22 protein-coding genes are annotated in these 23,892 nt (G+C 67.7%); 14 read left to right on the top strand and 8 right to left on the bottom strand.

Going from position 1 to position 23,892, the window contains the following annotated elements; all coding sequences use genetic code 11:
- Positions 1-81: 81 nt before the first annotated feature.
- The 5 genes from KL771_RS09545 to KL771_RS09565 all read right to left on the bottom strand — a co-directional run bounded on the left by KL771_RS09545 (position 82) and on the right by KL771_RS09565 (position 4,813).
- Positions 82-861 carry an SDR family NAD(P)-dependent oxidoreductase gene (locus tag KL771_RS09545; protein WP_261968305.1) on the bottom strand — a complete coding sequence of 260 codons (780 nt, stop codon included), beginning with the start codon at positions 859-861 and terminating at the stop codon, positions 82-84.
- A 3-nt stretch (positions 862-864) separates the two neighbouring features.
- Complete coding sequence (locus KL771_RS09550; protein WP_261968306.1) at positions 865-1,812, bottom strand: acetamidase/formamidase family protein; 948 nt, start codon at positions 1,810-1,812, stop codon at positions 865-867.
- Between the two features lie 26 nt (positions 1,813-1,838).
- Complete coding sequence (locus KL771_RS09555; RefSeq protein WP_261968307.1) at positions 1,839-3,074, bottom strand: DMT family transporter; 1,236 nt, start codon at positions 3,072-3,074, stop codon at positions 1,839-1,841.
- A gap of 112 nt (positions 3,075-3,186) precedes the next feature.
- Complete coding sequence (locus tag KL771_RS09560; RefSeq protein ID WP_261968308.1) at positions 3,187-4,605, bottom strand: amidase; 1,419 nt, start codon at positions 4,603-4,605, stop codon at positions 3,187-3,189.
- Position 4,606: 1 nt separating this feature from the next.
- Positions 4,607-4,813, bottom strand: a complete 207-nt coding sequence (locus KL771_RS09565; RefSeq protein ID WP_261968309.1) for a hypothetical protein — start codon at positions 4,811-4,813, stop codon at positions 4,607-4,609.
- A gap of 565 nt (positions 4,814-5,378) precedes the next feature.
- On the opposite strand from KL771_RS09565, the gene KL771_RS09570 reads away from it, so the two are divergent.
- The 9 genes from KL771_RS09570 to KL771_RS09610 all read left to right on the top strand — a co-directional run bounded on the left by KL771_RS09570 (position 5,379) and on the right by KL771_RS09610 (position 15,218).
- The gene (locus KL771_RS09570) at positions 5,379-6,977 is read left to right on the top strand and encodes an ABC transporter substrate-binding protein (protein ID WP_261968310.1); all 1,599 of its coding nucleotides are present in this window, start codon (positions 5,379-5,381) and stop codon (positions 6,975-6,977) included.
- Between the two features lie 96 nt (positions 6,978-7,073).
- On the top strand, positions 7,074-8,030 hold the full coding sequence (locus KL771_RS09575) for an ABC transporter permease (RefSeq protein ID WP_261968311.1): 957 nt from the start codon (positions 7,074-7,076) through the stop codon (positions 8,028-8,030).
- 13 nt (positions 8,031-8,043) lie between these two features.
- Positions 8,044-8,946, top strand: coding sequence for an ABC transporter permease (locus tag KL771_RS09580; protein WP_261968312.1), 903 nt, complete (start codon positions 8,044-8,046; stop codon positions 8,944-8,946).
- A 14-nt stretch (positions 8,947-8,960) separates the two neighbouring features.
- Positions 8,961-10,127 carry an ABC transporter ATP-binding protein gene (locus KL771_RS09585; protein ID WP_261968313.1) on the top strand — a complete coding sequence of 389 codons (1,167 nt, stop codon included), beginning with the start codon at positions 8,961-8,963 and terminating at the stop codon, positions 10,125-10,127.
- A 48-nt stretch (positions 10,128-10,175) separates the two neighbouring features.
- Positions 10,176-11,201: an ABC transporter ATP-binding protein gene (locus KL771_RS09590; protein ID WP_390866584.1), complete on the top strand. Its 1,026-nt coding sequence runs from the start codon at positions 10,176-10,178 to the stop codon at positions 11,199-11,201.
- A gap of 17 nt (positions 11,202-11,218) precedes the next feature.
- Complete coding sequence (locus KL771_RS09595; protein WP_261968314.1) at positions 11,219-11,926, top strand: isochorismatase family protein; 708 nt, start codon at positions 11,219-11,221, stop codon at positions 11,924-11,926.
- Positions 11,927-12,119: 193 nt separating this feature from the next.
- Complete coding sequence (locus KL771_RS09600; protein ID WP_261968315.1) at positions 12,120-13,121, top strand: asparaginase; 1,002 nt, start codon at positions 12,120-12,122, stop codon at positions 13,119-13,121.
- Positions 13,122-13,133: 12 nt separating this feature from the next.
- On the top strand, positions 13,134-14,051 hold the full coding sequence (locus tag KL771_RS09605; protein ID WP_261968316.1) for a DMT family transporter: 918 nt from the start codon (positions 13,134-13,136) through the stop codon (positions 14,049-14,051).
- 15 nt (positions 14,052-14,066) lie between these two features.
- Positions 14,067-15,218, top strand: coding sequence for an AbrB family transcriptional regulator (locus tag KL771_RS09610; RefSeq protein ID WP_261968317.1), 1,152 nt, complete (start codon positions 14,067-14,069; stop codon positions 15,216-15,218).
- Positions 15,219-15,276: 58 nt separating this feature from the next.
- Here the strand turns inward: KL771_RS09610 and KL771_RS09615 are convergent, their stop codons facing one another.
- Positions 15,277-16,272 (bottom strand): DMT family transporter, encoded by a 996-nt coding sequence (locus KL771_RS09615; RefSeq protein ID WP_261968318.1) that lies wholly within the window; start codon positions 16,270-16,272, stop codon positions 15,277-15,279.
- Positions 16,273-16,609: 337 nt separating this feature from the next.
- Between KL771_RS09615 and KL771_RS09620 the strand changes: the two genes are divergently transcribed.
- A complete protein-coding gene (locus tag KL771_RS09620) occupies positions 16,610-17,314 on the top strand; it encodes a GntR family transcriptional regulator (RefSeq protein WP_261968319.1) in 705 nt (234 codons plus the stop codon).
- 247 nt (positions 17,315-17,561) lie between these two features.
- On the opposite strand, the gene KL771_RS09625 is transcribed toward KL771_RS09620, so the two are convergent.
- Both KL771_RS09625 and KL771_RS09630 read right to left on the bottom strand, forming a co-directional pair.
- On the bottom strand, positions 17,562-18,275 hold the full coding sequence (locus KL771_RS09625; RefSeq protein ID WP_261968320.1) for an isochorismatase family protein: 714 nt from the start codon (positions 18,273-18,275) through the stop codon (positions 17,562-17,564).
- A gap of 38 nt (positions 18,276-18,313) precedes the next feature.
- On the bottom strand, positions 18,314-19,186 hold the full coding sequence (locus KL771_RS09630) for a DMT family transporter (RefSeq protein ID WP_261968321.1): 873 nt from the start codon (positions 19,184-19,186) through the stop codon (positions 18,314-18,316).
- A 611-nt stretch (positions 19,187-19,797) separates the two neighbouring features.
- Between KL771_RS09630 and KL771_RS09635 the strand changes: the two genes are divergently transcribed.
- From KL771_RS09635 to KL771_RS09650, 4 genes are all read left to right on the top strand, one after another.
- On the top strand, positions 19,798-20,742 hold the full coding sequence (locus KL771_RS09635; protein WP_261968322.1) for an ABC transporter permease: 945 nt from the start codon (positions 19,798-19,800) through the stop codon (positions 20,740-20,742).
- A gap of 14 nt (positions 20,743-20,756) precedes the next feature.
- The gene (locus KL771_RS09640) at positions 20,757-21,653 is read left to right on the top strand and encodes an ABC transporter permease (RefSeq protein ID WP_261968323.1); all 897 of its coding nucleotides are present in this window, start codon (positions 20,757-20,759) and stop codon (positions 21,651-21,653) included.
- An 11-nt stretch (positions 21,654-21,664) separates the two neighbouring features.
- A complete protein-coding gene (locus KL771_RS09645; RefSeq protein ID WP_261968324.1) occupies positions 21,665-22,762 on the top strand; it encodes an ABC transporter ATP-binding protein in 1,098 nt (365 codons plus the stop codon).
- A gap of 89 nt (positions 22,763-22,851) precedes the next feature.
- Positions 22,852-23,820: an ABC transporter ATP-binding protein gene (locus KL771_RS09650; RefSeq protein WP_261968544.1), complete on the top strand. Its 969-nt coding sequence runs from the start codon at positions 22,852-22,854 to the stop codon at positions 23,818-23,820.
- The last annotated feature ends 72 nt before the right edge of the window (positions 23,821-23,892 follow it).

Raw genomic sequence — 23,892 nt, forward strand, 5'->3', positions numbered from 1 at the left:
CGAGGGCTGCTACACATAAAAAAGCCCGCCGCCGGACAGCCGGCGGCGGGGTTTGCGACGATCGGGACCGAAGCCGCGCCGTCAGCGGATCGACGGACGCCTCTGGCCGCCGTCGACATGGATATCCGTGCCGTTGACCCAGCGCGCCCGGGGCGACGACACGAAGGCGATCACCTCGGCCACTTCCGTGTCGCTGCCGAGCCGCCCCCACGGGAAGTCCTCGCTCTCGAACTTGGCGAAATCGGCCGGCCGTTCGGAACGGATCTTTTCCCAGGTGCCGCCGGCAAACAGGATCGAGCCGGGCGAGACCGCGTTGACGCGGATGCGCCGGGGACCGAGCTCCCAGGACAGGTTGCGCGCGGCGTGGATCAGTCCGGCCTTGGCGGCGGCATATTGGGCCGCGCGCGTCGAGGGCGCGCGCCCCGAAATCGAAGCGACGAACACCACCGAGCCGTCGCCGCTGGCCTCCAAGTGCGGCACGGCGGCGCGGGTCGCCGCGATGGCATGGCCGACATTGAAGCGGAAGGTCGCCTCGAAATCCTCATCCGTGCCGGCGACGAGCTCGCGCTCGCCGAAGGAGCCGCCGGCATTGGCGACCAGCAGATCGAGCCGGCCGAAGCGCTCGACCGTCGCCGTCACCGCGCGCGCCGCCTCGGCCGGGACCGTCAGGTCCGCGGCGACGGCGAATGCCGGCACGCCGAGGGCTTCGATCTCGGCCGCCGTGGCGGCGAGCCGGTCCGGGCCGCGCGCGGCGATCGCCACGGCGACCCCCTCGCGGGCGAGGGTCAGGGCGGTGGCCCGCCCGATGCCGCGACTGCCGCCGGTGATCAGGGCGACCTTGCCGTTCAGTCCGAGATCCATGGCTCAGCCCGCCTTGGCTTCGAGCAGCGCCTTGGCGATCATGCAGTGGATGCCCTTCGAGACGTTCACGGTCTGGGTGACCCGCAGATCAGCGGCAAGCGAGCAGAGCGTATAGGCATCCTCGCGCGAAAGGCCGGCCTTCTCGCCCATCAGCACGATCATGTCACGCAGCGCCCGGACGACGCATTGGTCGAGATCGGGATCCATGCCCATGGTCAGAAGATGGCTCGGCGTCTCCGCGCGCGGATAGGTGAAGCGCAGATCCTTGCGCAGGGTGAAGCGGAAGGTGCCCTGCAGCGCCGTTTCGATCGCGGTGACGTTGACCTCGCCGTCGCCCTGCGCGCCGTGCCCGTCGCCGCAGGAGAACAGTCCGCCCGGCGCGAAGACCGGCAGGTAGAGCGTGGCGCCCTTGACCAGCTCCTTGTTGTCGAGATTGCCGCCATGGGCGCGCGGGATGATCGAGGTGATGCGTCCCCAGGCCGGCGGCGGCGCCACGCCCATCACGCCGAAGAAGGGCGCGAGCGGCAGGTCGAGGCCCCAGGGCAGCTTGCCCACCATCGCGGTGCGGTCGAGCGGGATGTGCAGGAGCCGGGTTTCGTGGAAATCGTCGATCAGCGTGCCGGCGAGCGGGCGGATGAAATTGTATCCCCAGTCCTGGCGCAGGGCGATGTCGAGAATGTCGACCTGCAGCACGTCGCCGGGTTCGGCGCCGGCGATCGCGACCGGGCCGGTCAGGATATGGCCGGGCAACTGCCGTTCGGAGCGCGCATGCACGTCGTGGATCTCCGGCGGGATATGGAAGTCGCCCTTGGGCAGAACCTCCGGGGGGCCGGACAGGCAGTCGATCGTGACGGTGTCGCCGGATTCGACCGCGAGCACCGGCTTCAGCCGGGCATCGAAGAAGCCCCAGTGGCAGGTTTCGACCGAGGCCTTGAGAAGGTGATGGGACATGCTGGCATCTCCGGAGCGGGCGGGGGTCAGGGCGTCTCGGTGCCGGGCGGTCGGGGCGCCGCGGCGGCCACGCCGCGCCCTTCCGTTCCGGCATTGCGGCGGACAGTGTAGACGGTGGCGGCCACGACGATCGAGGCGCCGATGAAGGTCGGCAGCGACGGCAGCTCGGCAAAGACGGCGAAGCCGATCCCGGTCGCGATCAGCAGCCGGACGAAGTCGAGCGGCGCCAGCGCGGCGGCCTCGCCGACCTGGTAGGCGCGGGTGATCAGATACTGGCCGGCCGTGCCGACGACGCCGATCAATCCGATCAGCAGCCACTCCCGCGGCGTCGGGCTCTCCCACCACAGGACCGTCGGCACGATCAGCGCGAGGCAGAGGACGATGGCCTGGTAGAGCAGGATCGTGGCGGTCTTCTCCGACTGCGCCAGCATGCGGACCGTGACGGTGATGCCCGAGCCGAACAGGGCACCGATCACCGCGAACAGGCCATAGGGATTGGACAGGCCGTCGCCGGTCGGACGCAGCATGATCAGGACGCCGACGAAGCCGATCAGCGTCGCGGCCCAGCGCCGCCAGCCGACGGCCTCCTTCAGGATCACCACGGCCAGGATGGTGACGAACAGGACCTGGCTGAAACCCAGCGCGGTGGCATCGGCGAGCGGTACATGGATGATCGCCGTGAAGCCGAACAGCATCGACATCAGCGAGAACAGGCCGCGGGTGATCTGCAGCGATAGGCGGTTGGTGCTGAGCGCATGGCGCATGTCGTGCAGGAACAGCGGCATCAGCAGCACCGTCATGATCACCTGGCGCAGCAGCAGCACTTGCGGCAGGGGCACCCGCGTGCCGATCGCCTTGATCGCCGCAGTCATCACCGAGAAGACCACGAAGGCGCCGATCATCAGGATGGAGCCGCGCAGATTGTCGGGCGCCCGGTCCCACCAGGCACGCCATCGGGCGATCCCGCCGGGTCGCGGCCACAGCCGGCCGGCCCGGGCAGCGATCGAGCGCGGCCGTGCGGGGGGCGACAGGTGGGGGGGCGGCAGGTCGGGGGGTAGCGGGTCGGCCGGGCCTTCGCCCGCCGCAGGCTCCGGTCGCGAGGCCGGTTGCGGCGGCGGAGCGACCGCGGGCGGGCGGGCCAGAGCTGCAGCCTGGCGATCGCCGTGCGCCAGCTCGGGGCATTCGCCGCCCGGGACCCCAATCGGGGCCGGCTCGATCAGATCGTCGTCATGGACCCGGCCGGCGACGTTCGCGCGTTCCATCACGGCCGCTCCGCCGGCCGGCCGGAGCGACAGGCTGCGCCGATGCGACGCGGGTCGTGCGCGCCGGGGTCGGGCATCGGCTTCGGACGGCATCCGGCCGATGCGCGTCCGGTCATGCGGCCTTCGCGAGATCGAGGGCCGGCCGCAGAGCGGTCAGCCCGGTCGCCGCCTCGAAGGCCTGTCCGATGCGCAGGACGGTCGCGTCCTCGAAGGGGCGGCCGACGATCTGCATCGACAGCGGCAGCCCGGACTTGGAGAAACCGGTCGGGATCGACATGGCCGGGTTGCCGGTCAGATTGTACGGGATGGTCTGGATCGGCCAGTTCGGCGGGTTGCCCTGGGGCATCTCGTCGAAGCGCGGCGCCGGGGCCAGAGCCGAGGCGGTGATGATGGCATCGTAGCGGCCGAGAATATCCCGGTTGATGAGCAGCGACAGCTTGCGCCGGACGCGGAAGGCCTGGGTCAGGTCGGACGCAGAGATCAAGGCGCCGAGCACCATGCGCAGATGGGTCAGCCGGCCGTAATCGAGCGGCCGGGTCTGCAGGTTCTTCTCGTGGACCGCATAGGCTTCGGAGAAGAGGATCAGGCGCCCGGCCGCATTGAACAGGTCGTAGTCGGGCAGCGCGATCTCCTCGACGATGGCGCCGAGCTTTTCGAAGGTCGCCGCCGCCTGCTCGATCGCGGCGGCCGTTTCGGGCGACAGCCCGACCGCATCCTTGTAATGGCAGCGCGGCAGCGCGATGCGCATGCCCTCGACGCCCTTGCCGAGATCGGCGACGAAATTCGGCACGGGCAGGTCGGCGGAGGCCGGATCCTCGGGATCGTGGCCGGCGATCGCCTGCATGGTCAGCGCGCAATCCTCCACCGACCAGGTCAGCGGACCGGCATGGTCGAGCGTGAAGGAGAGCGGGAAGATGCCGCGACGGGAGACCAGCCCGTAGGTCGGCTTCAGCCCGACGGTGCCGCAATAGGCGGCCGGTCCGCGGATCGAGCCGCCGGTATCCGAGCCCATCGCCATCCGGCAGAAGCCGGCCGCGACCGCCGCCCCCGATCCCGACGACGAGCCGCCGGTGATGTGATCGGGATTCCAGGGATTGCGCGCCGGCGGGAAGGGCAGATCGAAGCTCGGTCCGCCGAAGGCGAATTCGTGGGTGGCGAGCTTCCCGAGCAGCACGCCGCCGGCCGCCTTCAGCTTGGTCTCGACCACGCAGTCTTCCGCGGGCACATGGTCGACCAGAAGCTTGGAATGGCAGGTCGAACGGATCCCCGCCGTCATGTAGATGTCCTTGAGACCGTAGGGGATGCCCTGCAGCGGCCCCTTGTCGACCCCTTGCGCGAAGTCGGCATCGGCGGCGGCGGCATCGGCCATCGCCCGCTCCCCGGTCACGGTGATGAAGCTCGCCAGGACTCCGTCCAGCGCCGCGATGCGGGCGAGGCTGGCTTCGGTCAGAGCGGCGGAGGTCAGCGAGCCGGCGCGGATCATCCGCCCGGCCTCGGCGATCGACAGGTCGTGCAGCGGCTTGCTTGTCATCTCACGCGCTCCGGACGATGTTGGCGAAGGTATAGATGTTGGCCGGCTCGTCGGCCGGCGTGATCTCGACCGTGCGCAGCAGCGCGGCCAGGCGCTTCACGTCCTGGTATCCGGCCAGGATGGCCTCGCGGCGGTCATGCTGAATCGCGATGCCGGCCTTGGCGGCCAGGACATCGAGTTCGACGGCAAGTGTTGCGGCATCGGTCATGCGCTGGCCTCCGGGGGTGTGGGGTCGTGCAGCGGGCGGGATCGCGTCCGAACAGACGGCATGACCATTTTTGTATCCAATGATGCGAGTGCGAACAATCGACCGCATCGCAAATATTTTGTGCGAAGACCCACCCGGGCGCCGGTGGACGGAGTGGAATCCTGCATTTCAAATATCTGTTTTATATAACATTTTTAGAGCCATGCCGAAGCCGTGTGCGGAATCCCGGACGGGATGCCCAAAGTTCCGTCATGCTGTCGTCAGAATTCGTCATTGACCCTCATATTGTATCCTAAAGGGCGGAGCCGCAGGCCTGCGCGGCGATTTCGATCCGCGCCGCGGATGGTGTGGAATGCCGAAGCACCGCTGACGAAATGCCGCGGAAAGGCGGAAAAAGGCCAGTATTTGCAGCGACGCGCATAGAAATGGCCGGCCGGCGGGAAAGCGGCGCCGCATGATTGCGCACAATCCGCCGGCGGGATGGCACGACCGTTGCTGTTTGCTGTGCAGCATGGCGTCGGCCGCAAGAGGCGGTCGACGCCCTCTGGTGATTGGAGGCTTCGACATGAAGACGAGCTTCAGACGGCTTGCCGCCGGAATGGTCATGGGTCTCGCCGCCGCATCGGCAGCCCCGGCGGCCCATGCCGAAAGCGTGTTGCGCGTAGCCATGACGGCCGGCGACATTCCCGACGTGACCGGGCAGCCGGACCAAGGTTTCGAGGGCTATCGCTTCGTCGGCTATTCTCTCTACGACGCGCTGATCAATTGGGATCTGACCAGGTCCGACCGCGAAGCCACGTTAAAGCCCGGCCTCGCCACCAAATGGTCCATCGACCCGGCCGACAACAAACGTTGGATCTTCGAACTCCGCCAAGGCATCAAATTTCACGACGGCTGCCCGTTCAATGCCGATACGGTCGTCTGGAACGTCAAGCGCCTGACCGACAACACGGTCCCGCAGTTTGTCGCCAAGCAGTTCGCGGCGATGCGCACCCGCACCGTCAACATCGCCGGCGTCGAAAAGATCGACGACGGCAAGGTCGCCATCATCATGAAGGAGCCCGACTCGCTCTTCTATATCCAGATGAGCTTCTGGATGATGGTATCCAATTGCCAGTTCGAAAAGGCCGGCAACGACAACGGCAAATATGCGCTGATGCCGTCCGGCACGGGCCCCTACAAGTTCGACAAGTTCGTGCCCCGCGAGCGCCTGGAACTGGTGCGCAATGCCGACTACTGGGACAAGCCGCGCATCCCGAAGCATGACCGGCTCGTGCTGATCCCGATGCCGGAGGCGACCACCCGGGCCGCGGCGCTGCTCGCCGGTCAGGTCGATCTGGTCGAGGCGCCGTCGCCCGATACCGTGCCGCGCCTGAAGCAGTCCGGCATGACGGTGCTGACCAACGCCTATCCGCACAATTGGGCCTACCAGCTCAACTTCGTCGACGGGCCGTTCAAGGACAAGCGCGTCCGCCAGGCCGCCAACTACGCCCTGAACCGGGCCGACATGAAGGAAATGCTCGGCGGCTTCATGATCGAGGGCTATGCCACCGTGCCGCCGAACTCGGCCTGGTTCGGCAAGCCGGTGAAGTACGAATACGATCCCAAGAAGGCGGCCGCACTGCTCAAGCAGGCGGGCTGCTATCCCTGCGAGGTCACGTTCGCGATCTCGACCTCCGGCTCCGGCCAGATGCAGCCGTTGCCGATGAACGAGCTGGTCAAGGCGCAACTCGAGGAAGCCGGATTCAAGGTCAAGCTCGAGGTGATGGACTGGAATGCCCTGCTCGACGTGACGTTCAAGGGGCGCGAGAAGTTTCCGCAGTATCACGCCGTCAATGTCAGCCGCGCCACGCAGGATCCCTTCTCGGGCATCTTCCGCTTCGCCATGAAATCGCAAAATGCACCCGCCGGCGGCAATTGGGGCTGGTACTACAATGCCGAGATCGAAGACCTGATCAAGAAGATCTATACGACCTTCGACGAAGTCGCGCGCGACAAGATGATCGTCAAGGTGCACGAGATCATGAATGACGATGCCGCGATGATCTGGGTCGCCCATGACGTGAACCCGCGGGCCCTGTCGCCGAAGCTGAAGGGCTTCGTCCAGGCGCAAAGCTGGTTCCAGGACCTGACGCCGATCGTCGTCGAGGACAAGACCAACTGATCCGGCCGCGGGTCCGGTTCGCCGGACCCGCACCGTTGCCGTGGCCCGGATTGTCGGGTCCGCCTCTCCCGCATCCCTTGCCCGGGGGTACCGCCCATGTGGCTCTACGTCGCCCGCCGCATTCTCTACGCCGTCCCGATCGCGCTCGGCGTCACCGCCTTCTGCTTTGCGCTGGTCTATCTGGCGCCCGGCAATCCGCTGCAGCTGCTTCTGCCGCCGGATGCCTCTGCGGAAGTGATCGATCTGATCAAGAAGACCTACGGTTTCGACAAGCCGATCCCGGTGCAATACGCGATCTGGCTCGGCCGCGCCCTGACCGGCGATCTGGGCGTCTCGATCGCCACCAACCGGCCGGTCACCGGCGAGGTGCTCGGCGCCCTGTCCAATACCGTCATCCTGTCCGTCGCCGCCGTGATCCTGGCCTTCTCGCTGGCCTTCACGCTCGGCCTGCTTGCCGCCTGGTTCAACGGCCGCTGGGTCGACCGGCTGGTCACCGGTTTCTCGATCGTCGGCGTCAGCGTGCCAAACTACTGGCTCGGCATGGTGCTGATCATCGTCTTCGCGGTGAACATGAACTGGCTGCCGGCGACCGGCATGGGATCCAAGGGCTCGGAGAGCTTCCGGCTGACCGACTGGGAGCAGTTGCGCCACGCCATCCTGCCGGTCGTCACCATGTCGATGATCCCGCTCGGCATCATCATGCGGACGACCCGCTCGGCCGTCTCGGAAGTGCTCAACCACGACTTCGTCCAGACGCTGCGCGCCAAGGGGCTCGGCGAATTCGCGGTGCTGCGCCATGCCGTGCGCAACGCTTTGCCGGCGGTGCTGGCCGTGATGGGCCTCCAGTTCGGCTACCTGATGGGCGGGTCGATCCTGATCGAGACGATCTTCACTTGGCCCGGCACGGGGTTCCTGCTCAACAAGGCAATCCTGACCCGCGACATCCCGGTCCTGCAGGGCACCATCCTGGTGCTCGCCCTCATCTTCGTCGCCACCAATCTGGTCGTGGATCTGATCCAGACCGCCGTCGATCCGCGCATCAAACGGGCATGAGGAGGACGTCGCCATGACCGACACCACCTTTGGCGCTGCAAATCCGGCCAAGGTCGATACCGCTCCGCCCGTCAAGGTGCGCGGCTACTGGCAGTCCGTCGCCTACCGGCTGCGCTACGACTACGTCACGCTGGCCTTCGGCCTCATCATCCTGGCCATCGTCGTCGCGGCGCTGCTGTCGCCCTGGATCGCGCCGATGGACCCGCAGAAGACCTCGATGGTCTATCGGCTGAAGCCGATCGGCTTCAAGCAGTTCACGCTCGGCACCGACGAGCTCGGCCGCGACATCCTCTCCCGCCTGCTCTGGGGCGGACGCACCTCGCTCCTGATGGGCGTCGTGCCGGTCGGCCTGGCCGTTCTGATCGGCGGCACGCTCGGCGTCCTCGCCGGCTTCATCGGCGGCAAGATCAACATGCTGATCATGCGGACGATGGACATCTTCTACGCCTTCCCGTCGATCCTGCTCGCGGTGGCGATTTCCGGCGCCATGGGCGGCGGCATGGCCAACGGCATGCTGGCCCTGACGCTGGTCTTCATTCCACCGCTCTGCCGCATCGCCGAGACCGCGACGACCCAGGTGCGCGGTCTCGATTTCGTCGAAGCCGCCCGCGCCTCGGGCGCCGGCACGCCGTCGATCATCGTCCACCACATCCTCGGCAACGTCCTGGCGCCGGTCTTCGTCTATGCCTCCGGGCTGGTCTCGGTCTCGATCCTGATCGCCTCGGGGCTATCCTTCCTCGGCCTCGGCGTCGAGCCGCCGACGCCCGACTGGGGGCTGATGCTCTCGACGCTGCGCCAGGCGATCTACGTCAACCCCTGGGTCTGCGCGCTGCCTGGTGCGGCGATCTTCATCACCTCGCTCTCCTTCAACATGGTCTCGGACGGACTGCGCCAGGCCATGGACGTGAAGATGTGACCCCGGAGGCGATCATGACCATCATCACCCGCGACCCTCCGAAATTGGATGTCGTGCCCGACGGCGATCCGCGCGACCGCGGCGGCCCGGCCCAGCCGCTGCTGATCGCGCAGGACCTGAAGAAGTGGTTCCCGGTCCGCGGCGGCCTGCTCAACCGGGCCATCGGCCATGTCCGCGCCGTGGACGGCGTCACATTCCAGGTGCTGAAGGGCGAAACGCTCGGCATCGTCGGGGAATCGGGCTGCGGCAAGTCCACCCTGGCCCGCCTGCTGATGCAGTTGATCCCGCACGATTCCGGCGTCCTGACCTTCGACGGCGACCCGGTCGGCGAGATGCGCGGCATCTCCATGAAGGAGTTCCGCAAGGCCGTGCAGATGGTCTTCCAGGACAGCTATTCCTCGCTCAATCCGCGCCTGCCGGTCGAGGACTCGATCGCCTACGGTCCCAAGGTGCACGGCATGGCCGCCTCCGCGGCGAAGACGCTGGCGCGGGAACTGCTCGAGAAGGTCGGCCTGCGCTCCAACCTGTTCGGCCAGCGCTATCCGCATGAACTGTCCGGGGGACAGAAGCAGCGCGTCAACATCGCCCGCGCCCTCGCGCTGTCGCCCCGGCTCCTGATCCTCGACGAGGCGGTTTCGGCGCTCGACAAGTCGGTCGAGGCGCAGGTGCTCAACCTGCTCCGCTACCTGAAGCGCCACTTCAACCTGACCTATGTCTTCATCTCGCACGATCTGAACGTCGTACAATATATCTCCGACCGCGTTCTGGTGATGTATCTCGGACAGGTGGTCGAGATCGGACCGGTCGATGGAATCTATACGGCGCCCAAACATCCCTATACCCGCGCCCTGCTGACCTCGCGCCTGTCCATGGATCCGGACGAGCGGATCGAGGATCCGCCGATCACCGGCGATCCGCCCAACCCGATCAATCCGCCGTCCGGCTGCCGGTTCCGCACGCGCTGCCCCTTCGCGGAGGCGGTCTGCGCCAGCGCCATGCCGACCCTGCCGAAATGGCTCGACGCGGACAGCCATGTCGCCGCCTGCCACATGCACGATGCCGCCGGCGGCCACAGCCGATCCGGCAATCCGCCCGGCGTGCTCGATCCCCTGCATGCCCTCGCGCCGGCCGCCCGCAGCGCGGCGCCGGTCGTCCCCCTGCGTCCCGCCGTCGTGGCCTGAACAGGAGCCGAAACCATGAGCTTCTTCTTCCGTTCCGCTCCGACGACCATGGCGCCGGCGCCGACCGCCGACGGCATCCGGCCGCTGGTCGAGGTCGAAGACCTCCAGGTCCGCTTCGTCTCGCGCGAGGCGACCGTGCACGCGGTCAACGGCGTCAGCTTCTCGCTGATGCCCGGCGAGGTCCTGTGCATCATCGGGGAATCCGGCTCCGGCAAGTCCGTGACCATGCGGGCCCTGATGCGCCTTCTCCCGACCCACAAGACCCGGATGTCCGGGCGCATGCGCGTCGGCGACAGGGACGTGCTGGCGCTGTCTCCGGCCGAACTGACCGCCATGCGCGGCGCACTGGTCTCGATGATCTTCCAGGAGCCGATGACCGCGCTCGATCCGGTCTACACGATCGGCGACCAGATCGCCGAGACCGTGATGCGCCATACCGGCTGCAGCCGGGCCGCGGCGCTGCGACGCGGGCTGGAACTCCTCGAATTCGTCAAGGTTCCGTCGGCAGAGCGGCGGCTGAAGGCCTATCCGCACGAACTGTCGGGAGGACTGCGCCAGCGTGCCATGATCGCCATGGCGCTGTCGTGCAATCCGAGCCTGCTGCTGGCCGACGAGCCGACCACCGCGCTCGACGCCACGGTGCAGATCCAGGTGCTGATCCTGATGCGCAAGCTGCAGAAGGACCTCGGCATGAGCGTCATCTTCGTCACCCACGATCTCGGCGTCGCCGCCCAGATCGCCGACAAGGTGGCGGTCATGTATGCCGGCCGGATCGTCGAGATGGGCTCGGTCAAGGAGGTGCTGTCCAACCCGCAGCATCCCTATACGCGCGGCATGCTCGCCTCGACCGTGCACGGCCAGGACCGCGACCGCGACATCGAGGCGATTCCCGGCAGCCCGCCGGACATGCGCCGCCTCGCGCCCGGCTGCAGCTTCGCGCCGCGCTGCGCGCACGCCACCGAGGAATGCCTGGCATCCGCGCCGCCCGAAATCCGGATGGGCCCGGCGCGCGCCGTGCGCTGTTTCCGCGCCGGCCAGTTCGGCGCTCCATCCGCATCGCTCGCCATCGCCTGATCCGAGGAGGACACGCCATGCACACGGTTTCCATTCCGCAGTCGGTCGTCGACCGGGTCGTCGCCCGGCGCGGTTCGGCCCATCCCTTCTCCGATCTCGATCCCGCCCGGACGGCCCTGGTGGTGGTCGATCTGCAGAACGGCTTCATGATGGACGGCGTCGGCCATGCCGTCTGCCCGACGGCGCGCGAGATCGTGCCCAACGTCAACCGGCTCGCCGCCACCGTCCGGGCGACCGGCGGCAAGGTCTTCTGGATCCGCAACACCCACTACGACGAGTGCTTCACGTCCTGGTCGATCCTCCATGACTACACCGTGCCGGACAAGCGCGCGCACCGCATCCGCTCGATGTCGGAAGACACGCTCGGCAACGAACTCTGGGCCGATCTCGACGTGAAGCCCGAGGACGACATGGTCCGCAAGACGCGCTTCTCGGCTTTCATCCAGGGTTCGTCGGATCTCGAACTGCGCCTACGCCGCCAGGGGATCGACACGCTGCTGATCACCGGCACGGTGACCAATGTCTGCTGCGAAACGACCGCGCGGGACGCCATGATGCTGAATTTCAAGACGATCATGATCACCGACGGCAATGCCGCCGCCAATGACGAAGAGCACAACGCCGCCCTGATCGCCTTCTACCTGACCTTCGGCGACATCCTGTCCACGGACGAGACCATCGCCTGCCTGGAGCGCAATGCCGGACTGAAGCTCGCCGCGGAGTGATCCGAGGCGGCCGGAACGCCGCAGAACCGGCCGCCTCCCCCCGGCCGGCACACCTGACCGCCCGCTGCCCGCGAGGGGCAGCGGGCGGCCTTTCCGCCTCCCGATCTCCGGCACGAGCGCTCCCCGCCATCCGCGGGCGGGCAACGACCGTTCGCGCCCGTCCCCTCGAAGTCATCCCCTCAAAGGACAGACCATGCAGAAGCCCAAAGTCGCCGTCATCGGAACCGGCGGAACCATCTGTTCGATCGGTGTCGGGCCGTTCGACATCCTCGACTACGGCGCCAACGAATGCATGCTGCATGCCGACGAGGTGGTGGCGAAGTTTCCGGAAGTGCACGAGCATGCCGAGGTGATCCCGGTCCGCTACAAGGCCGTGCCGAGCCCCAACATCCACTTCGCGGTCTGGAAGGACCTCGTCCTGATGATGGACGATCTGGTCGCCAAGACCCCCGATCTCGCAGGCATCGTCATCCTGCACGGCACGGCGAGCCTGGAGGAGACCGCCTATTTCCTGTCGCTGACCGCCAAGGTCGCGGTGCCGATCGTTGTGGTCGGCTCGCAGCGGCCGGCCTCCGCGCTGTCCACCGATGCCGGCATGAATCTCGCCAACGCGATCCGGACCGCGGCGGCGCCGGCATCGCGCGGGCTCGGCGTGCTGGTGCTGCTCAACGACGAGATCCACGCCGCACGCGAGGTGACCAAGACCTCGACCTTCCGCCTGCAGACCTTCCGGTCGCCGGATTTCGGCGTGCTCGGCCATGCCGACGGCGATGCGATCGTATTCTACCGCAAGCCGATCCGCCGGGCCGCCCCGGACACGGAGTTCGACATCCGCGACCTCGATGAGCTTCCGCGCGTCGACATCGCCTATGCCTATACGGGTTCGGACGGGACCGCCGCGCGGGCCTTCGTCGAGGCCGGGGCCAAAGGGGTCGTCTCGGCCGGCTTCGCGCCGGGCTTCGCCGGTCAGGGCGATGCCGACGTGCTCAAGGCCGCGGTGGCCGAGAAGGGCGTGGTGGTCGTGCAGTCGACCCGAGCCGGATCCGGGCGGACCTTCCGCGGCAAGCGCCTGCGCGAGATGGGCTTTCTGATCGCCGACAATCTCAACCCGCAGAAGGCCCGCCTGCTGCTCTCGCTGGCGCTGACGCGGACTGCCGACCCGGCCGAAATCGAGCGCATGTTCCTGACCTATTGAAGGGGTACCGCCATGACGGCGACCACGATCGATGCGCCGCGGATCGACCGGGTCGCGCGCGACCCGCGCCGGGGCATCCTCCTGATGGCGCTCGGCATCGCGCTCTTCTCGCTGCTCAATGCCGCGGTGAAATGGCAGTCGGAAACTTTTCCGATCAACCAGATCATATTCTTCCGCAATGCCTTCGCGCTCATCCCGGTGCTCGTCATGGCCCGGCAGATGGGCGGGCTTCCGGCGCTGCGGACGGCACGGCCGCGCGAGCAGATCCTGCTGTCGCTGATCTGGACCGGCGTCCTGGTCATGATGTTCGGCGCCTATCATCTCATGCCGCTGGCCGACGCCACCGCGATCTCCTTCCTGCAGCCGATCGTCGTCACCTTCCTGTCCGCGCCGCTGGCCGGCGACCGGGTCGGCTGGCGCGACTGGGGCGCCGTGCTGGTCGGCATCGCCGGGGTGCTGCTGATGGTCGATCCGACCGGCCAGGGATCGGTCTTCGGCGCTGTCCTTGCCTTTTCGGGCATGGTGCTGTCGGCCCTCTCGATGATCATGCAGCGCCGCCTCTCCCGGACCGAGACCTCGATCTCGGTCGTCGTCTGGACGCTCGGCATCTCGGCATTGACCATGGTGCCGACGCTGCCCGCCGCCTGGGTAACGCCGACCGGCCCGCAGCTCGGCGGCCTGATCGCCATGGGGCTGGCCTCCGGCGCCTTCCAGTATCTGACCGTGCGCTCGCTCTACCATGCCAGCGCGGCGGCGGTGTCCGCGGTCAGCTACACCAAGATGATCTGGGCGATCGTGATCGGCTTCGTCGCATTCGGCGACGTGCCGACCCCGGCCGTCCTGCTCGGCACCCTGGTCATTCTGGTTTCGACCGTCCTTGCCTATCGTTCGGGGCGCAGGGATGCTGCGGCGCCGGATCCGACGCGCTGACCGGAGACATCCCGCTTGCAAGACCGCCTCGCTCCCCTGCGGGCCCTCGCGGCCGCCTTCGCGCCCGCCCGCTTTCCCTATCTGCGCTTCCTCGTCGCGCTCGGCATCGGCTGGTGCGGCGGCTATGCCTTCGCCTGGCTTCGGCTCCCGCTGCCCTGGATGCTGGGACCGATGTCGGTGCTGACGGTCGCCTCGCTGCTGCGCCTGCCGGTCGCCGCCCCCGCAGTCATCCGGCCGCCGATGACCGCCGTGATCGGCATCATGCTCGGCGCATCGTTCAAGCCCGACATGCTCGATCACATCGGCACGTGGTTCGCCACCATGCTGGGTCTCGCCCTGTTCGTGACCGCCTCGGCCTTCGCCTGCATCCTCTATCTGCACAAGGTCGCGGGCTTCGATCGCGAGACGGCCTATTTCTCGGGGATGCCCGGCGGGCTGGTGGAAATGATCGAACTCGGCGAGCAGCGCGGGGCGGATCACAACACGATCGCGCTCGCCCATTCGGCCCGCATCCTGATGATCGTGTTCACCCTGCCGTTCCTGGTTCAGTGGCTGGAAGGGGTCTCGCTCGGCAACCGCAGCCAGCTCGGCGCAGGGTTGGCGGCGGCACCCTGGTCGGGCCTGGAACTGATGATCCTGTGCGGCTTCGCCGGCGCCTGGGCCGGCCGCCGGCTCGGGCTGCCCGGTCCCTACCTGCTCGGCCCGATGTTGGCCTCCGCGGCGATCCATGTCGCCGGCATCACCGACTTCACGCCGCCGCGGGAGATCGTCAATACCGCACAGATGGTGCTCGGCACGGTGCTCGGCTGCCGCTTCGCCGGCACGCCGCCGACGGCGATCCTGCGCGTCCTGCGGATCGCGCTCGGGTCGACCGCGATCCTGCTCGCCGTGACCATCGCCTTCGCCTGGGGGCTCGGCCGGCTGACCGGCCATGGCATGGTGCCGATCATGCTCGCCTATTCGCCGGGCGGGCTCGCCGAGATGAGCCTCGTCGCGCTGGCATTGCACACCGACGTGGCCTTCGTTGCGGCACACCATATCGTGCGCATCGTGCTGGTGATGGTCAGTGCCGGACCGATCCTCCGGCTGCTCGACCGGCTCGATCCGAAGCCGGCCCCGTCCTCGCATGCGTCCGCGCCGACGCCCCTCGATCAGGCCGCGGAATGACAGGGTTCCGGTCCTCGGGGTTGCTGGACTCCGGCCGCGGGATCCCGGGCCGCCGGTCTCACTCGGCCGGCGCGCCGGCCGGTCCGGCGACCGGCGCCCTCCGGACGGCCCGCGACCGCTCGTAGACGATCGAGTAGACCGACGCTCCGACGATGATCGCCGCGCCGAACAGCGTGGCCGGACTCGGCCCTTCGGCGAACAGCCAGAGGCCGAGACCGCTCGCATAGACGAGCCGAAGATAGTCGGCCGAGGCGACCGCGGCGGCCTCGCCGACACGGAAGCCCGCGAAGTTCAGGCTCTGACCGGCACCGGAGAGCAGCCCGACGGCAACCATCAGGAGCCATTCGGACCCGGTCGGCGGGACCCAGTTCAATGCTGCGGGGACGAGGAAGACCAGTCCGACCCCGATCGACTGATAGGCCATCACGGTGGTCAGCTGTTCCTTTTGGGCGAGCCGCCGGATGATGACCATGATCAGGCCGGCCGCCGCGGCGGAAATCAGCGACAGGAGGGCGTAGACGTCGAAGCCCTCCGCGGAAGGCCGCATCATGACCAGCACGCCGATGAATCCAAGAACCGTCGAGAACCAGCGCTGACGGGTGACGGTCTCGCCGAGGATCACGATGGCGAAGACGGTGACGAAGAAGCTCTTGGAGAAACCGATCGCGACCGCATCGGCCAGCGGCATGTGCACGATGGCCGCGAACCCGGCGCCCATCGCGATCACCGAAAGGGTGACCCGCAGCGCGTGAAGGCCCGGATAGGGCGTGCGGAAGGCCCTGACCGGCGACCGCAGGACGGTCGGCGCGACGAACAGGGAGAGCACCGCCTGGCGGACGAACAGGATCTCGAGGATCGGAATTCGGGTACCGAGCACCTTGATCAGCGCCGACATCACGGTGAAGAATATGCCGGAGAGCAGGATCCAGACGATTCCGCGCACGTTGGCGGGGATTTCGTCCCAGCGTCCGCGCAGGAGGCTCGATCGCTCGGCGGCCTGTTGGCGCCCGCGTCTCCAGAGTCCGGAGACGGCGCCCTGTCGGTGGTCTGGCATGAGCATCCCTGGCGAGGCCGCTGCGTAACTTTACTGATTGGATACGAAGGTTCGACTGAGGCAGTATTGAATACAGAGGTCAGTAGCCTCGCCGACGCCGCCGCGCAAGCCCGATAGGCCGAGAATGCTGCAATTTCGTGAGATTCCAGCGTGGTGATCCGGCCGCTGCGAGATTGCGTACGATTGGGCGATTGGACACTGGACAGGGTCCGCCGGCTCGGCTAGATGGCGGGCCCGGATCCTGCGGCCGATCTGCGGCGAGACGCGGCGGCCGGACGATATCGAGTAGAATTGCACGGCCCGCGCAGCGGGTTCGGGGAGGAGGACAGGTATCCCTATGGCAACGCGCAGCCAAGCCGTCACCCGCACTCTTCGCAATGGGATCCTGAACGGGGAATACGCCGGCGGGATGCGGATGAACGAGATCGATCTCGCCACATCCCTCGGCGTCTCGCGCACCCCGATCCGCGGCGCCCTGTCCACGCTCGCCGCCGAGGGGCTGCTCGACTATACCCCGAACAGCGGCTACGCCGTCCGCAGCTATTCCTCCAAGGACATCGCGGCGACCTACGAGGTCCGCATCGCGCTTGAAGCCCTCGCCGCCCGTCTGGCCGCCGAACGGGGATTTTCGGACGAGGAACGCGGCCAGATGCACCGGGTGCTGAGCGAATCGGCCCAATTGGTCGACGAGCACCAATGGACCGAGGAGACCCGCGTCCGCTGGACCGACCTCAATGAACAGTTCCACCAGATCATCCACCAGGCCGCCGACAATCCCTATCTGGTCGCCCTGATCCGGAAATCCCGCGACGTGCCGATCATCGCGCATATCCGTTTCCAGTGGTTCGACGCCGAATTCCTGACCCAGGCCCATTGGGATCACATCGAAATCGCCGACGCCATCTTCAACCGGCAGCCCGCGCGCGCCGAGGCGCTGGAACGCGAACATATCTACCGCGCCGGCCGCCGGCTGGTGCAGCAGTGGAAGAAGGTCGAGGCCAAGAAGTCCGAAAAGGCTTCGCGGGTGCGCCCCGCCGCCTGATCGGCACCCGCATCCGCCGATCCGGTCTTGCGGCCGGGCCCGCGGCGCCATCGCGCGCGCCGGATCGGTCTCCGAAGACCGTCCCGGCATCTGGGCGGCCGAACCGGCGCCAGCGCGGCCCGGCCTGCCCATTCTGGATCCAATCCGGTTCCCGTTCCGACCGGCGCGGACCCGCCACTCGCCAGGAGGCGGGCGGGATGGGTCTCCTGCCGTCCGCACCGGCGGCGCCGTCGCCCGGGCCGGCGGGCTACTCGGCCGCGTCCGCCAGCGCCGCCGCTCCGCCGGCCTCGATCATCGCCACCACCTCTTCGGTCGAGCGGACATCGGCAAACAGGGCCAGCATGTTGCCGAGAGTCGCGTTGTGCTCCTCGTCGGTCCGGCAGGCATTGGCGTCCGACAGGAAGACGACCTTGTAGTTCATCATCATGGCGTCGCGCGCGGTCGATTCACAGCAGACATTGGTCGCCGTTCCGACGATCAGCAGGGTGTCGATGCCGGCCGCCTGGAGCCTCGCATGAAGGTCCGACGAACCTGGCACGAAGGCGCCGAAGCGTTCCTTTTCGATCGTCCAGTCCTGCGGCCGCACGGTCAGGTCCGGATAGATGGCATGGCCAAAGCTGCCGCGGGTGAAGGCCTCGATCATCCGGCCGCGCAGGCCGGGCTCCATGAAATTGTCGAACCAGGTCCGCCAGCTCGCACGCGTCGCGTCGGTGACGGTGTTCTGGATATAGACGACCTGCCCGCCCGCCGCGCGCAGTGCGTCGCCGATGGCGTTGACGTTCGGCACGATCTCGCGGGCATTGGCGATCTCCGACGGCTGGCCCGGCGCCATGAAGCCGTTCTGCAGGTCGACGACGATCATGGCCGTCCGGACCGGATCGATCCGGTCGAAGACATGCAGGCGGCCGCGCCGCTGCATCACGCGATCGATGACAAAGGAAGGAATGGCGATCTTGTGCATGGATCTGCTCCGGTTTGGGTTTCGGTCGAAGGCCCCGGTCAGGACTCCTCCCTGCGGAGAACCAGGACGGCGGCGGCGATCACGACGGCGGCGCCGAGCAGGACGGCCGGGGATGGCGTGACGGCGAACCAGGTCACATCGATCGCCAGCGCCCAGACGATGCCGGTGTAGCGGGTCGGCGCGATGGCGGCGACGCTGGCGTGGTGCAGGGCGAGCGTGGTCAGATATTGCAGGATCCCGCAGGCAATGCCGGTGGCGACCAGGGCGGCGACCTGCCAGGGCGTCGGCGTCACCCATCCGACCGCGAGCAGCGGCAGCGCGGCGGCCCCGGAAATCGCCATGGTCCAGAACAGGATCGCGATCGACGGATCGGTGGCCGTCATCCGGCGCAGCTGCAGCATCGAGATGGCGCTGGCCAGCGTCCCCGCGACCGCACAAAGGGCGCCGACATTGAGGCTCTCGCCGCTCGGACCGACCATCAGCAGCACACCCGCGAGGCCCATCAGAACCGCCGTCCATTGCGCCGCCGAGACCCGCTCGCCGAGAAACGGCGCCGACAGGGCGACCACGATCAGCGGCTGGGCGAAGGAGATCGCCGTCGCGTCGGTGATCGGCATCAGCTTGTAGGCGAAGAAATAGCCGTAGAGGGTCAGGAAGAAGAGCAGGGCCTGGACCACCTGCGGCCCGAACCGGGACGGCTTCAGCACGCGCAGTCCGCCCATCGTGCCGGCCATCATGACGATCGGTATCAGGGCCGCGAAATTGCGGAACACGATGATCTGGGTGATCGAGACCTGGGTCGAGAGTTCCTTGATGGCGGCATTGACGATCGAGAACAGACCGATGCCGACCAGCATGAGCATGACGCCCGTGCGCTCGTTGCGCGGGGAAGGAACGGCAAGATCGGTCATCCGGAACAGCCTTCGGGCCGAAAGCGGCCAGCCGCCAAACGACGGCAACGGCGAGGCTATCATTCCCAGGGCTGGATACAATAACTCGACCTGCGAGAAGTTTGTGCATCAACGGTACCCGACGGACGCGGCAGTGTCGCCCCGGCGGAAGGACGGAATTACGGGGCTTGCAGCCGGCCGCTTGCCGGTTTCACCCAGATGCAGCCGGGATTCGGACCGGTTGCCGTGTGAAAGATGCCGGTCTCCACGGCAGACGGGCGACGCCGATCGCCATGATCGGGGCCGGCCGGGCACCCAAGGTGGCGTCATCGTGATCAGGCGATGATCGTCCCATGATCATTATGGATACAATTACCTTGGATGCGGGTCGTTCGGGCAAGGCCGCGGAGCGGCCGGGCCCATTCAAAGGCCGGTCGATTCGCGCAGGTTCCCGGCCTTCCGCGGGACGGATCGCGGGATGCGCGGCCCGGGCCTGATTGCATCCCATCGTCTGGCATGACGATTGCTGGATCCGATTGCGACCGGCACGCCGATCGCGGCCAGGGCCGGTCGATCTTCCGCGGCAGAGCCCGGCCCGGTCCTGCCGGTCCGCCTTCGCAAGGACAGTGCCGATGCTCGTCTATGCCCTGGTCCGCATCCTCTATACGATCCCGATCCTGCTCGGCGTCTCGCTGATCGCCTTCGGACTGATCCATCTGGTGCCCGGCAACCCGCTCGATCTGCTTCTGCCGCCCGAAGCGCCGAAGGAACTGGTCGATCAGATCAAGGCCAAGTACGGCTTCGACCAGCCGCTCTACATCCAGTATTTCACCTGGCTCGGCCGCGTGGCTGTCGGCGATCTCGGCAATTCGGTGTTCACCGGCGAACCGGTGCGCGAACAGCTGATCAGCGCCCTGTCGAACACGCTCGTGCTGGCCGTTCCGGCCGCCGTTCTGGGTTTCGCGCTCGGCATCTTCCTGGGCGCCGTGGCCGGATTCAACCGCGACACCTGGATCGACAAGCTGGCTTCGGCGATCGCCATCACGGGCGTGAGCATGCCGCACTATTGGGGCGCGATCGTCTCGGTCATCCTGTTCTCGGTCATTCTCAACTGGCTCCCGGCGACCGGCATGGGGCCGTCCGGCGGGCTGCCGCAGAGCTGGGAAGACGTGACCCACATGATCCTGCCGGTCGTGACCCTGTCGCTGATCCCCATGGGGGTGATCAGCCGGCTGGTCCGGGCGACCGTGCTGGAAATCAACGGGCAGGAATTCACCGCGGCCCTGCGCGGCAAGGGCCTGCGCCGCAAGCGGATCATCTTTCACGTCCTGAAGAATGCGGCGCCGCCCGCGATGGCGCTGATGGGCCTTCAGTTCGGCTATCTGCTCGGCGGTTCGATCCTGGTCGAGACCGTCTACAACTGGCCGGGATCGGGGCAGTTGATGAACCTCGCCATCTTCCGGCGCGATATCCCGGTCCTGCAGGCGACCGTGGTGGTCCTGTCCTTCTTCTTCGTCCTCATCAACCTGTCGGTCGACGTGCTCCAGGCGGCGATCGACCCGCGCATCCGCCGCTGAACCGGGAGGCCCCGATGTCGATCACAGCCGCCGCTCCGGCGATATCGATCCCCGCCCCGGTCGCCGGCAAGGGCTACTGGCGCCTGGTCGGCGAGCGCCTGGCCCGCGACAAGGTCACGCTCGTCGTCGCCGCGATCCTGCTGGCGGTGATCCTCGTCGCCATCTTCGCCCCGCTGATCACCGCCCACGACCCCTATGTCGGCCGCGTCGCCAACCGCCTCAAGCCGATCGGCACGCCCAACCACTGGCTCGGCACCGACGAGGTCGGCCGCGATCTCTGGACCCGGCTCGCCTACGGATCGCGGCTGACGCTGCTGACCGGCGTCACGCCGGTCGTCGTCGCGACGCTGATCGGCGCGACGCTCGGCATCGTTGCCGGCATCGGCGGCCGGGTCGTCAACACGCTGGTGATGCGGACGATGGACGTGTTCTACGCCTTCCCGTCCGTCCTGCTCGCCATCGCCATCTGCGGCGTGCTCGGGTCGGGCGTGCGCAACATGATCCTGTCGCTGACCATCGTCTTCATTCCGCCGGTCGTGCGGGTCAGCGAAAGCGTCACCACCCAGGTCCGCAGCCTGGATTTCGTCGAAGCGGCCCGGGCGACCGGCGCCAGCCTCGCCATGGTGATCCGCCATCAGGTCATCGCCAACGTGCTCTCGCCGATCCTGGTCTATGCGACCAGCCTGGTCTCGCTCTCGATCATCCTGGCGGCCGGGCTGTCCTTCCTCGGCCTCGGCGTCGCGCCGCCCAATGCCGAATGGGGTTCGATGCTCAATGCCCTGCGCCAGTCGATCTACGTCAATCCGGTCAATGCCGCGCTGCCCGGCCTGGTCATCCTGATCACCTCGATGGCGTTCAACCTGATGAGCGACGGGCTTCGGTCCGCCATGGATGTCCGGCTGCCGCGCTGAGGAGGCGAAGCATGAACCCGTCTGCCGAATTGCCGTCCGCGAAAAGCCCGGCGGCCGAACCGCGCGACCGCGGCGGGCCGGCCCAGCCGCTGCTGATCGTCGAGGGGCTGCGCAAGCATTTCCCGCTGAAGGGCCTGCCGTTCACCCGCCGCCCGGTGGTCCAGGCCGTCGACGGCGTTTCCTTCGCGGTGAAGAAGGGCGAGACTCTCGGCATCGTCGGGGAATCCGGTTGCGGCAAGTCGACCACGGCGCGGCTGCTGATGCACCTGATCGAGCCCGATTCCGGCACGATCGTCTTCGACGGCGATCCGGTCGGCGGGCTGCGCGGCATTTCGGTGCGCGATCTGCGCCGGCAGATGCAGATGGTGTTCCAGGACAGCTATTCCTCGCTCAATCCGCGCGCGCAGATCGCCGACATCATCGCCTTCGGCCAGATCGCCCACGGCCGCGACGCGACCGAGGCGCGCGAGCGGGCACACGACCTGCTCGCCCGCGTCGGTCTCGCCCCGCATCTCTTCGCAAGGCGCTATCCGCACGAACTGTCCGGCGGCCAGCGTCAGCGCGTCAACATCGCGCGCGCGCTCGCCATGGACCCGCGTCTCGTGCTGCTCGACGAGGCGGTGTCGGCGCTCGACAAGTCGGTCGAGGCGCAGGTGCTCAACCTGCTCCAGGACCTGAAGCAGGACCTGAACCTCACCTACATCTTCATCAGCCACGATCTCAACGTCGTGCGCTACATGTCCGACCGCGTCGTCGTGATGTATCTCGGCCGGATCGTGGAAATCGGCGAGGTCGAGGCGCTCTACCGACAGCCCCGCCATCCCTATACGCGCGCACTGCTCTCGGCCGTGCCGACGCTCGACCCGCGCCGGCGCACGGAGGCGCCGCCGCTGACCGGCGATCCGCCGAATCCGATCAACCCGCCCTCGGGCTGCCGCTTCCGGACCCGCTGTCCTTTCGCCGAAGGCGTCTGTGCCGACAGGACGCCGATCCTGGCGGCCATCGGCGACGGCGTCGACCATGCCGTCGCCTGCCATATGGACACGGCCGGTTCCGGCCACAGCAAGGCGCCGCCGGTGCCCGTTTCCACCCTGGAGGCCGCCGAATGAATGTTCACGCCCATTTCGTCGCCCAACTCCACGCTGCCCGGCCGATCGCTGATCCGGCCGCCTCCGATGCCCTGGTCGATGTCGAGGACATGACGGTGACCTTCCGGTCGCGCGAGCGAGTCGTGCACGCGGTCAACGGCGTTTCCTTCTCTCTGCGGCGCGGCGAGGTGCTCGGCATCCTGGGCGAATCCGGGTCCGGCAAGTCCGTCACGCTGCGCGCGCTGATGCGGCTGCTGCCCGACCACGCCCAGGTCGGCGGCAAGGTCATGGTGGCCGGCCACGACGTCGCGCGGCTCGACGAGAGCCGGCTCGAAGACGTGCGCGGTCGCGCGATCTCGATGATCTTCCAGGAGCCGATGACGGCGCTCGATCCGGTCTTCACCATCGGCGAGCAGATCGCCGAGACGGTCCGCCGGCACGAGGGCTGCGACCGGCGCACGGCCGAAGCCCGGGCCCTGGACCTGCTCGACATGGTGCAGATTCCGAGCGCCAAGCGCCGGCTCAAGGCCTATCCGCACGAGATGTCCGGCGGCATGCGCCAGCGCGCCATGATCGCGCTCGCGCTGTCGTGCCGGCCGAGCGTGCTGCTGGCCGACGAGCCAACCACCGCCCTCGACGTGACGGTCCAAATCCAGGTGTTGCTCCTGCTGCGCAAACTGCAGAAGGAACTCGGCATGGCGGTGATCTTCGTCACCCATGATGTCGGCGCGGCGATCGAGGTCTCTGACCGGCTCGCCGTCATGTATGCCGGCCGCTTCGTCGAGACCGGCACGGCCATCGACATGATCGAGACGCCGCGCCATCCCTACACCAACGGCCTGCTCGACTCGATGCTGTCCGGCGACAAGCGCGGCCAGCGACTGGAAACCATCCCGGGCGCGCCGCCGAGCCTCGGCCAGGCGCCGTCCGGCTGCTCCTTCGCGCCGCGCTGCCGCTTCGCCGCGACCTCCTGCACGCTCGCCCTGCCGGAACCGACCGCCTTCTCGCCGACCCACACGGCCCGCTGCTTCCGCATGGACACCAAGGCCGAACGCTTCGCCATGCTGGCGGACGCCTGAGCGGCCCGGATCGCCGGATCGACCGAGAGCCTGCGGCGGACAGTACCGCCGTAGAACAGCGGCCCGCGGCGG

Origin of the sequence: Prosthecodimorpha staleyi, assembly GCF_018729455.1 — a bacterium.
GTDB classification, from domain to species: Bacteria; Pseudomonadota; Alphaproteobacteria; order Rhizobiales; family Ancalomicrobiaceae; genus Prosthecodimorpha; species Prosthecodimorpha staleyi.

What these genes read in the sequence shown, in the direction of transcription:
- KL771_RS09545 (WP_261968305.1), bottom strand. Translation starts at nt 861, where the DNA reads ATGGATCTCGGACTGAACGGCAAGGTCGCCCTGATCACCGGCGGCAGT.
- KL771_RS09550 (WP_261968306.1), bottom strand. Translation starts at nt 1,812, where the DNA reads ATGTCCCATCACCTTCTCAAGGCCTCGGTCGAAACCTGCCACTGGGGC.
- KL771_RS09555 (WP_261968307.1), bottom strand. Translation starts at nt 3,074, where the DNA reads ATGGAACGCGCGAACGTCGCCGGCCGGGTCCATGACGACGATCTGATC.
- KL771_RS09560 (WP_261968308.1), bottom strand. Translation starts at nt 4,605, where the DNA reads ATGACAAGCAAGCCGCTGCACGACCTGTCGATCGCCGAGGCCGGGCGG.
- KL771_RS09565 (WP_261968309.1), bottom strand. Translation starts at nt 4,813, where the DNA reads ATGACCGATGCCGCAACACTTGCCGTCGAACTCGATGTCCTGGCCGCC.
- KL771_RS09570 (WP_261968310.1), top strand. Translation starts at nt 5,379, where the DNA reads ATGAAGACGAGCTTCAGACGGCTTGCCGCCGGAATGGTCATGGGTCTC.
- KL771_RS09575 (WP_261968311.1), top strand. Translation starts at nt 7,074, where the DNA reads ATGTGGCTCTACGTCGCCCGCCGCATTCTCTACGCCGTCCCGATCGCG.
- KL771_RS09580 (WP_261968312.1), top strand. Translation starts at nt 8,044, where the DNA reads ATGACCGACACCACCTTTGGCGCTGCAAATCCGGCCAAGGTCGATACC.
- KL771_RS09585 (WP_261968313.1), top strand. Translation starts at nt 8,961, where the DNA reads ATGACCATCATCACCCGCGACCCTCCGAAATTGGATGTCGTGCCCGAC.
- KL771_RS09590 (WP_390866584.1), top strand. Translation starts at nt 10,176, where the DNA reads ATGGCGCCGGCGCCGACCGCCGACGGCATCCGGCCGCTGGTCGAGGTC.
- KL771_RS09595 (WP_261968314.1), top strand. Translation starts at nt 11,219, where the DNA reads ATGCACACGGTTTCCATTCCGCAGTCGGTCGTCGACCGGGTCGTCGCC.
- KL771_RS09600 (WP_261968315.1), top strand. Translation starts at nt 12,120, where the DNA reads ATGCAGAAGCCCAAAGTCGCCGTCATCGGAACCGGCGGAACCATCTGT.
- KL771_RS09605 (WP_261968316.1), top strand. Translation starts at nt 13,134, where the DNA reads ATGACGGCGACCACGATCGATGCGCCGCGGATCGACCGGGTCGCGCGC.
- KL771_RS09615 (WP_261968318.1), bottom strand. Translation starts at nt 16,272, where the DNA reads ATGCCAGACCACCGACAGGGCGCCGTCTCCGGACTCTGGAGACGCGGG.
- KL771_RS09620 (WP_261968319.1), top strand. Translation starts at nt 16,610, where the DNA reads ATGGCAACGCGCAGCCAAGCCGTCACCCGCACTCTTCGCAATGGGATC.
- KL771_RS09625 (WP_261968320.1), bottom strand. Translation starts at nt 18,275, where the DNA reads ATGCACAAGATCGCCATTCCTTCCTTTGTCATCGATCGCGTGATGCAG.
- KL771_RS09630 (WP_261968321.1), bottom strand. Translation starts at nt 19,186, where the DNA reads ATGACCGATCTTGCCGTTCCTTCCCCGCGCAACGAGCGCACGGGCGTC.
- KL771_RS09635 (WP_261968322.1), top strand. Translation starts at nt 19,798, where the DNA reads ATGCTCGTCTATGCCCTGGTCCGCATCCTCTATACGATCCCGATCCTG.
- KL771_RS09640 (WP_261968323.1), top strand. Translation starts at nt 20,757, where the DNA reads ATGTCGATCACAGCCGCCGCTCCGGCGATATCGATCCCCGCCCCGGTC.
- KL771_RS09645 (WP_261968324.1), top strand. Translation starts at nt 21,665, where the DNA reads ATGAACCCGTCTGCCGAATTGCCGTCCGCGAAAAGCCCGGCGGCCGAA.
- KL771_RS09650 (WP_261968544.1), top strand. Translation starts at nt 22,852, where the DNA reads ATGACGGTGACCTTCCGGTCGCGCGAGCGAGTCGTGCACGCGGTCAAC.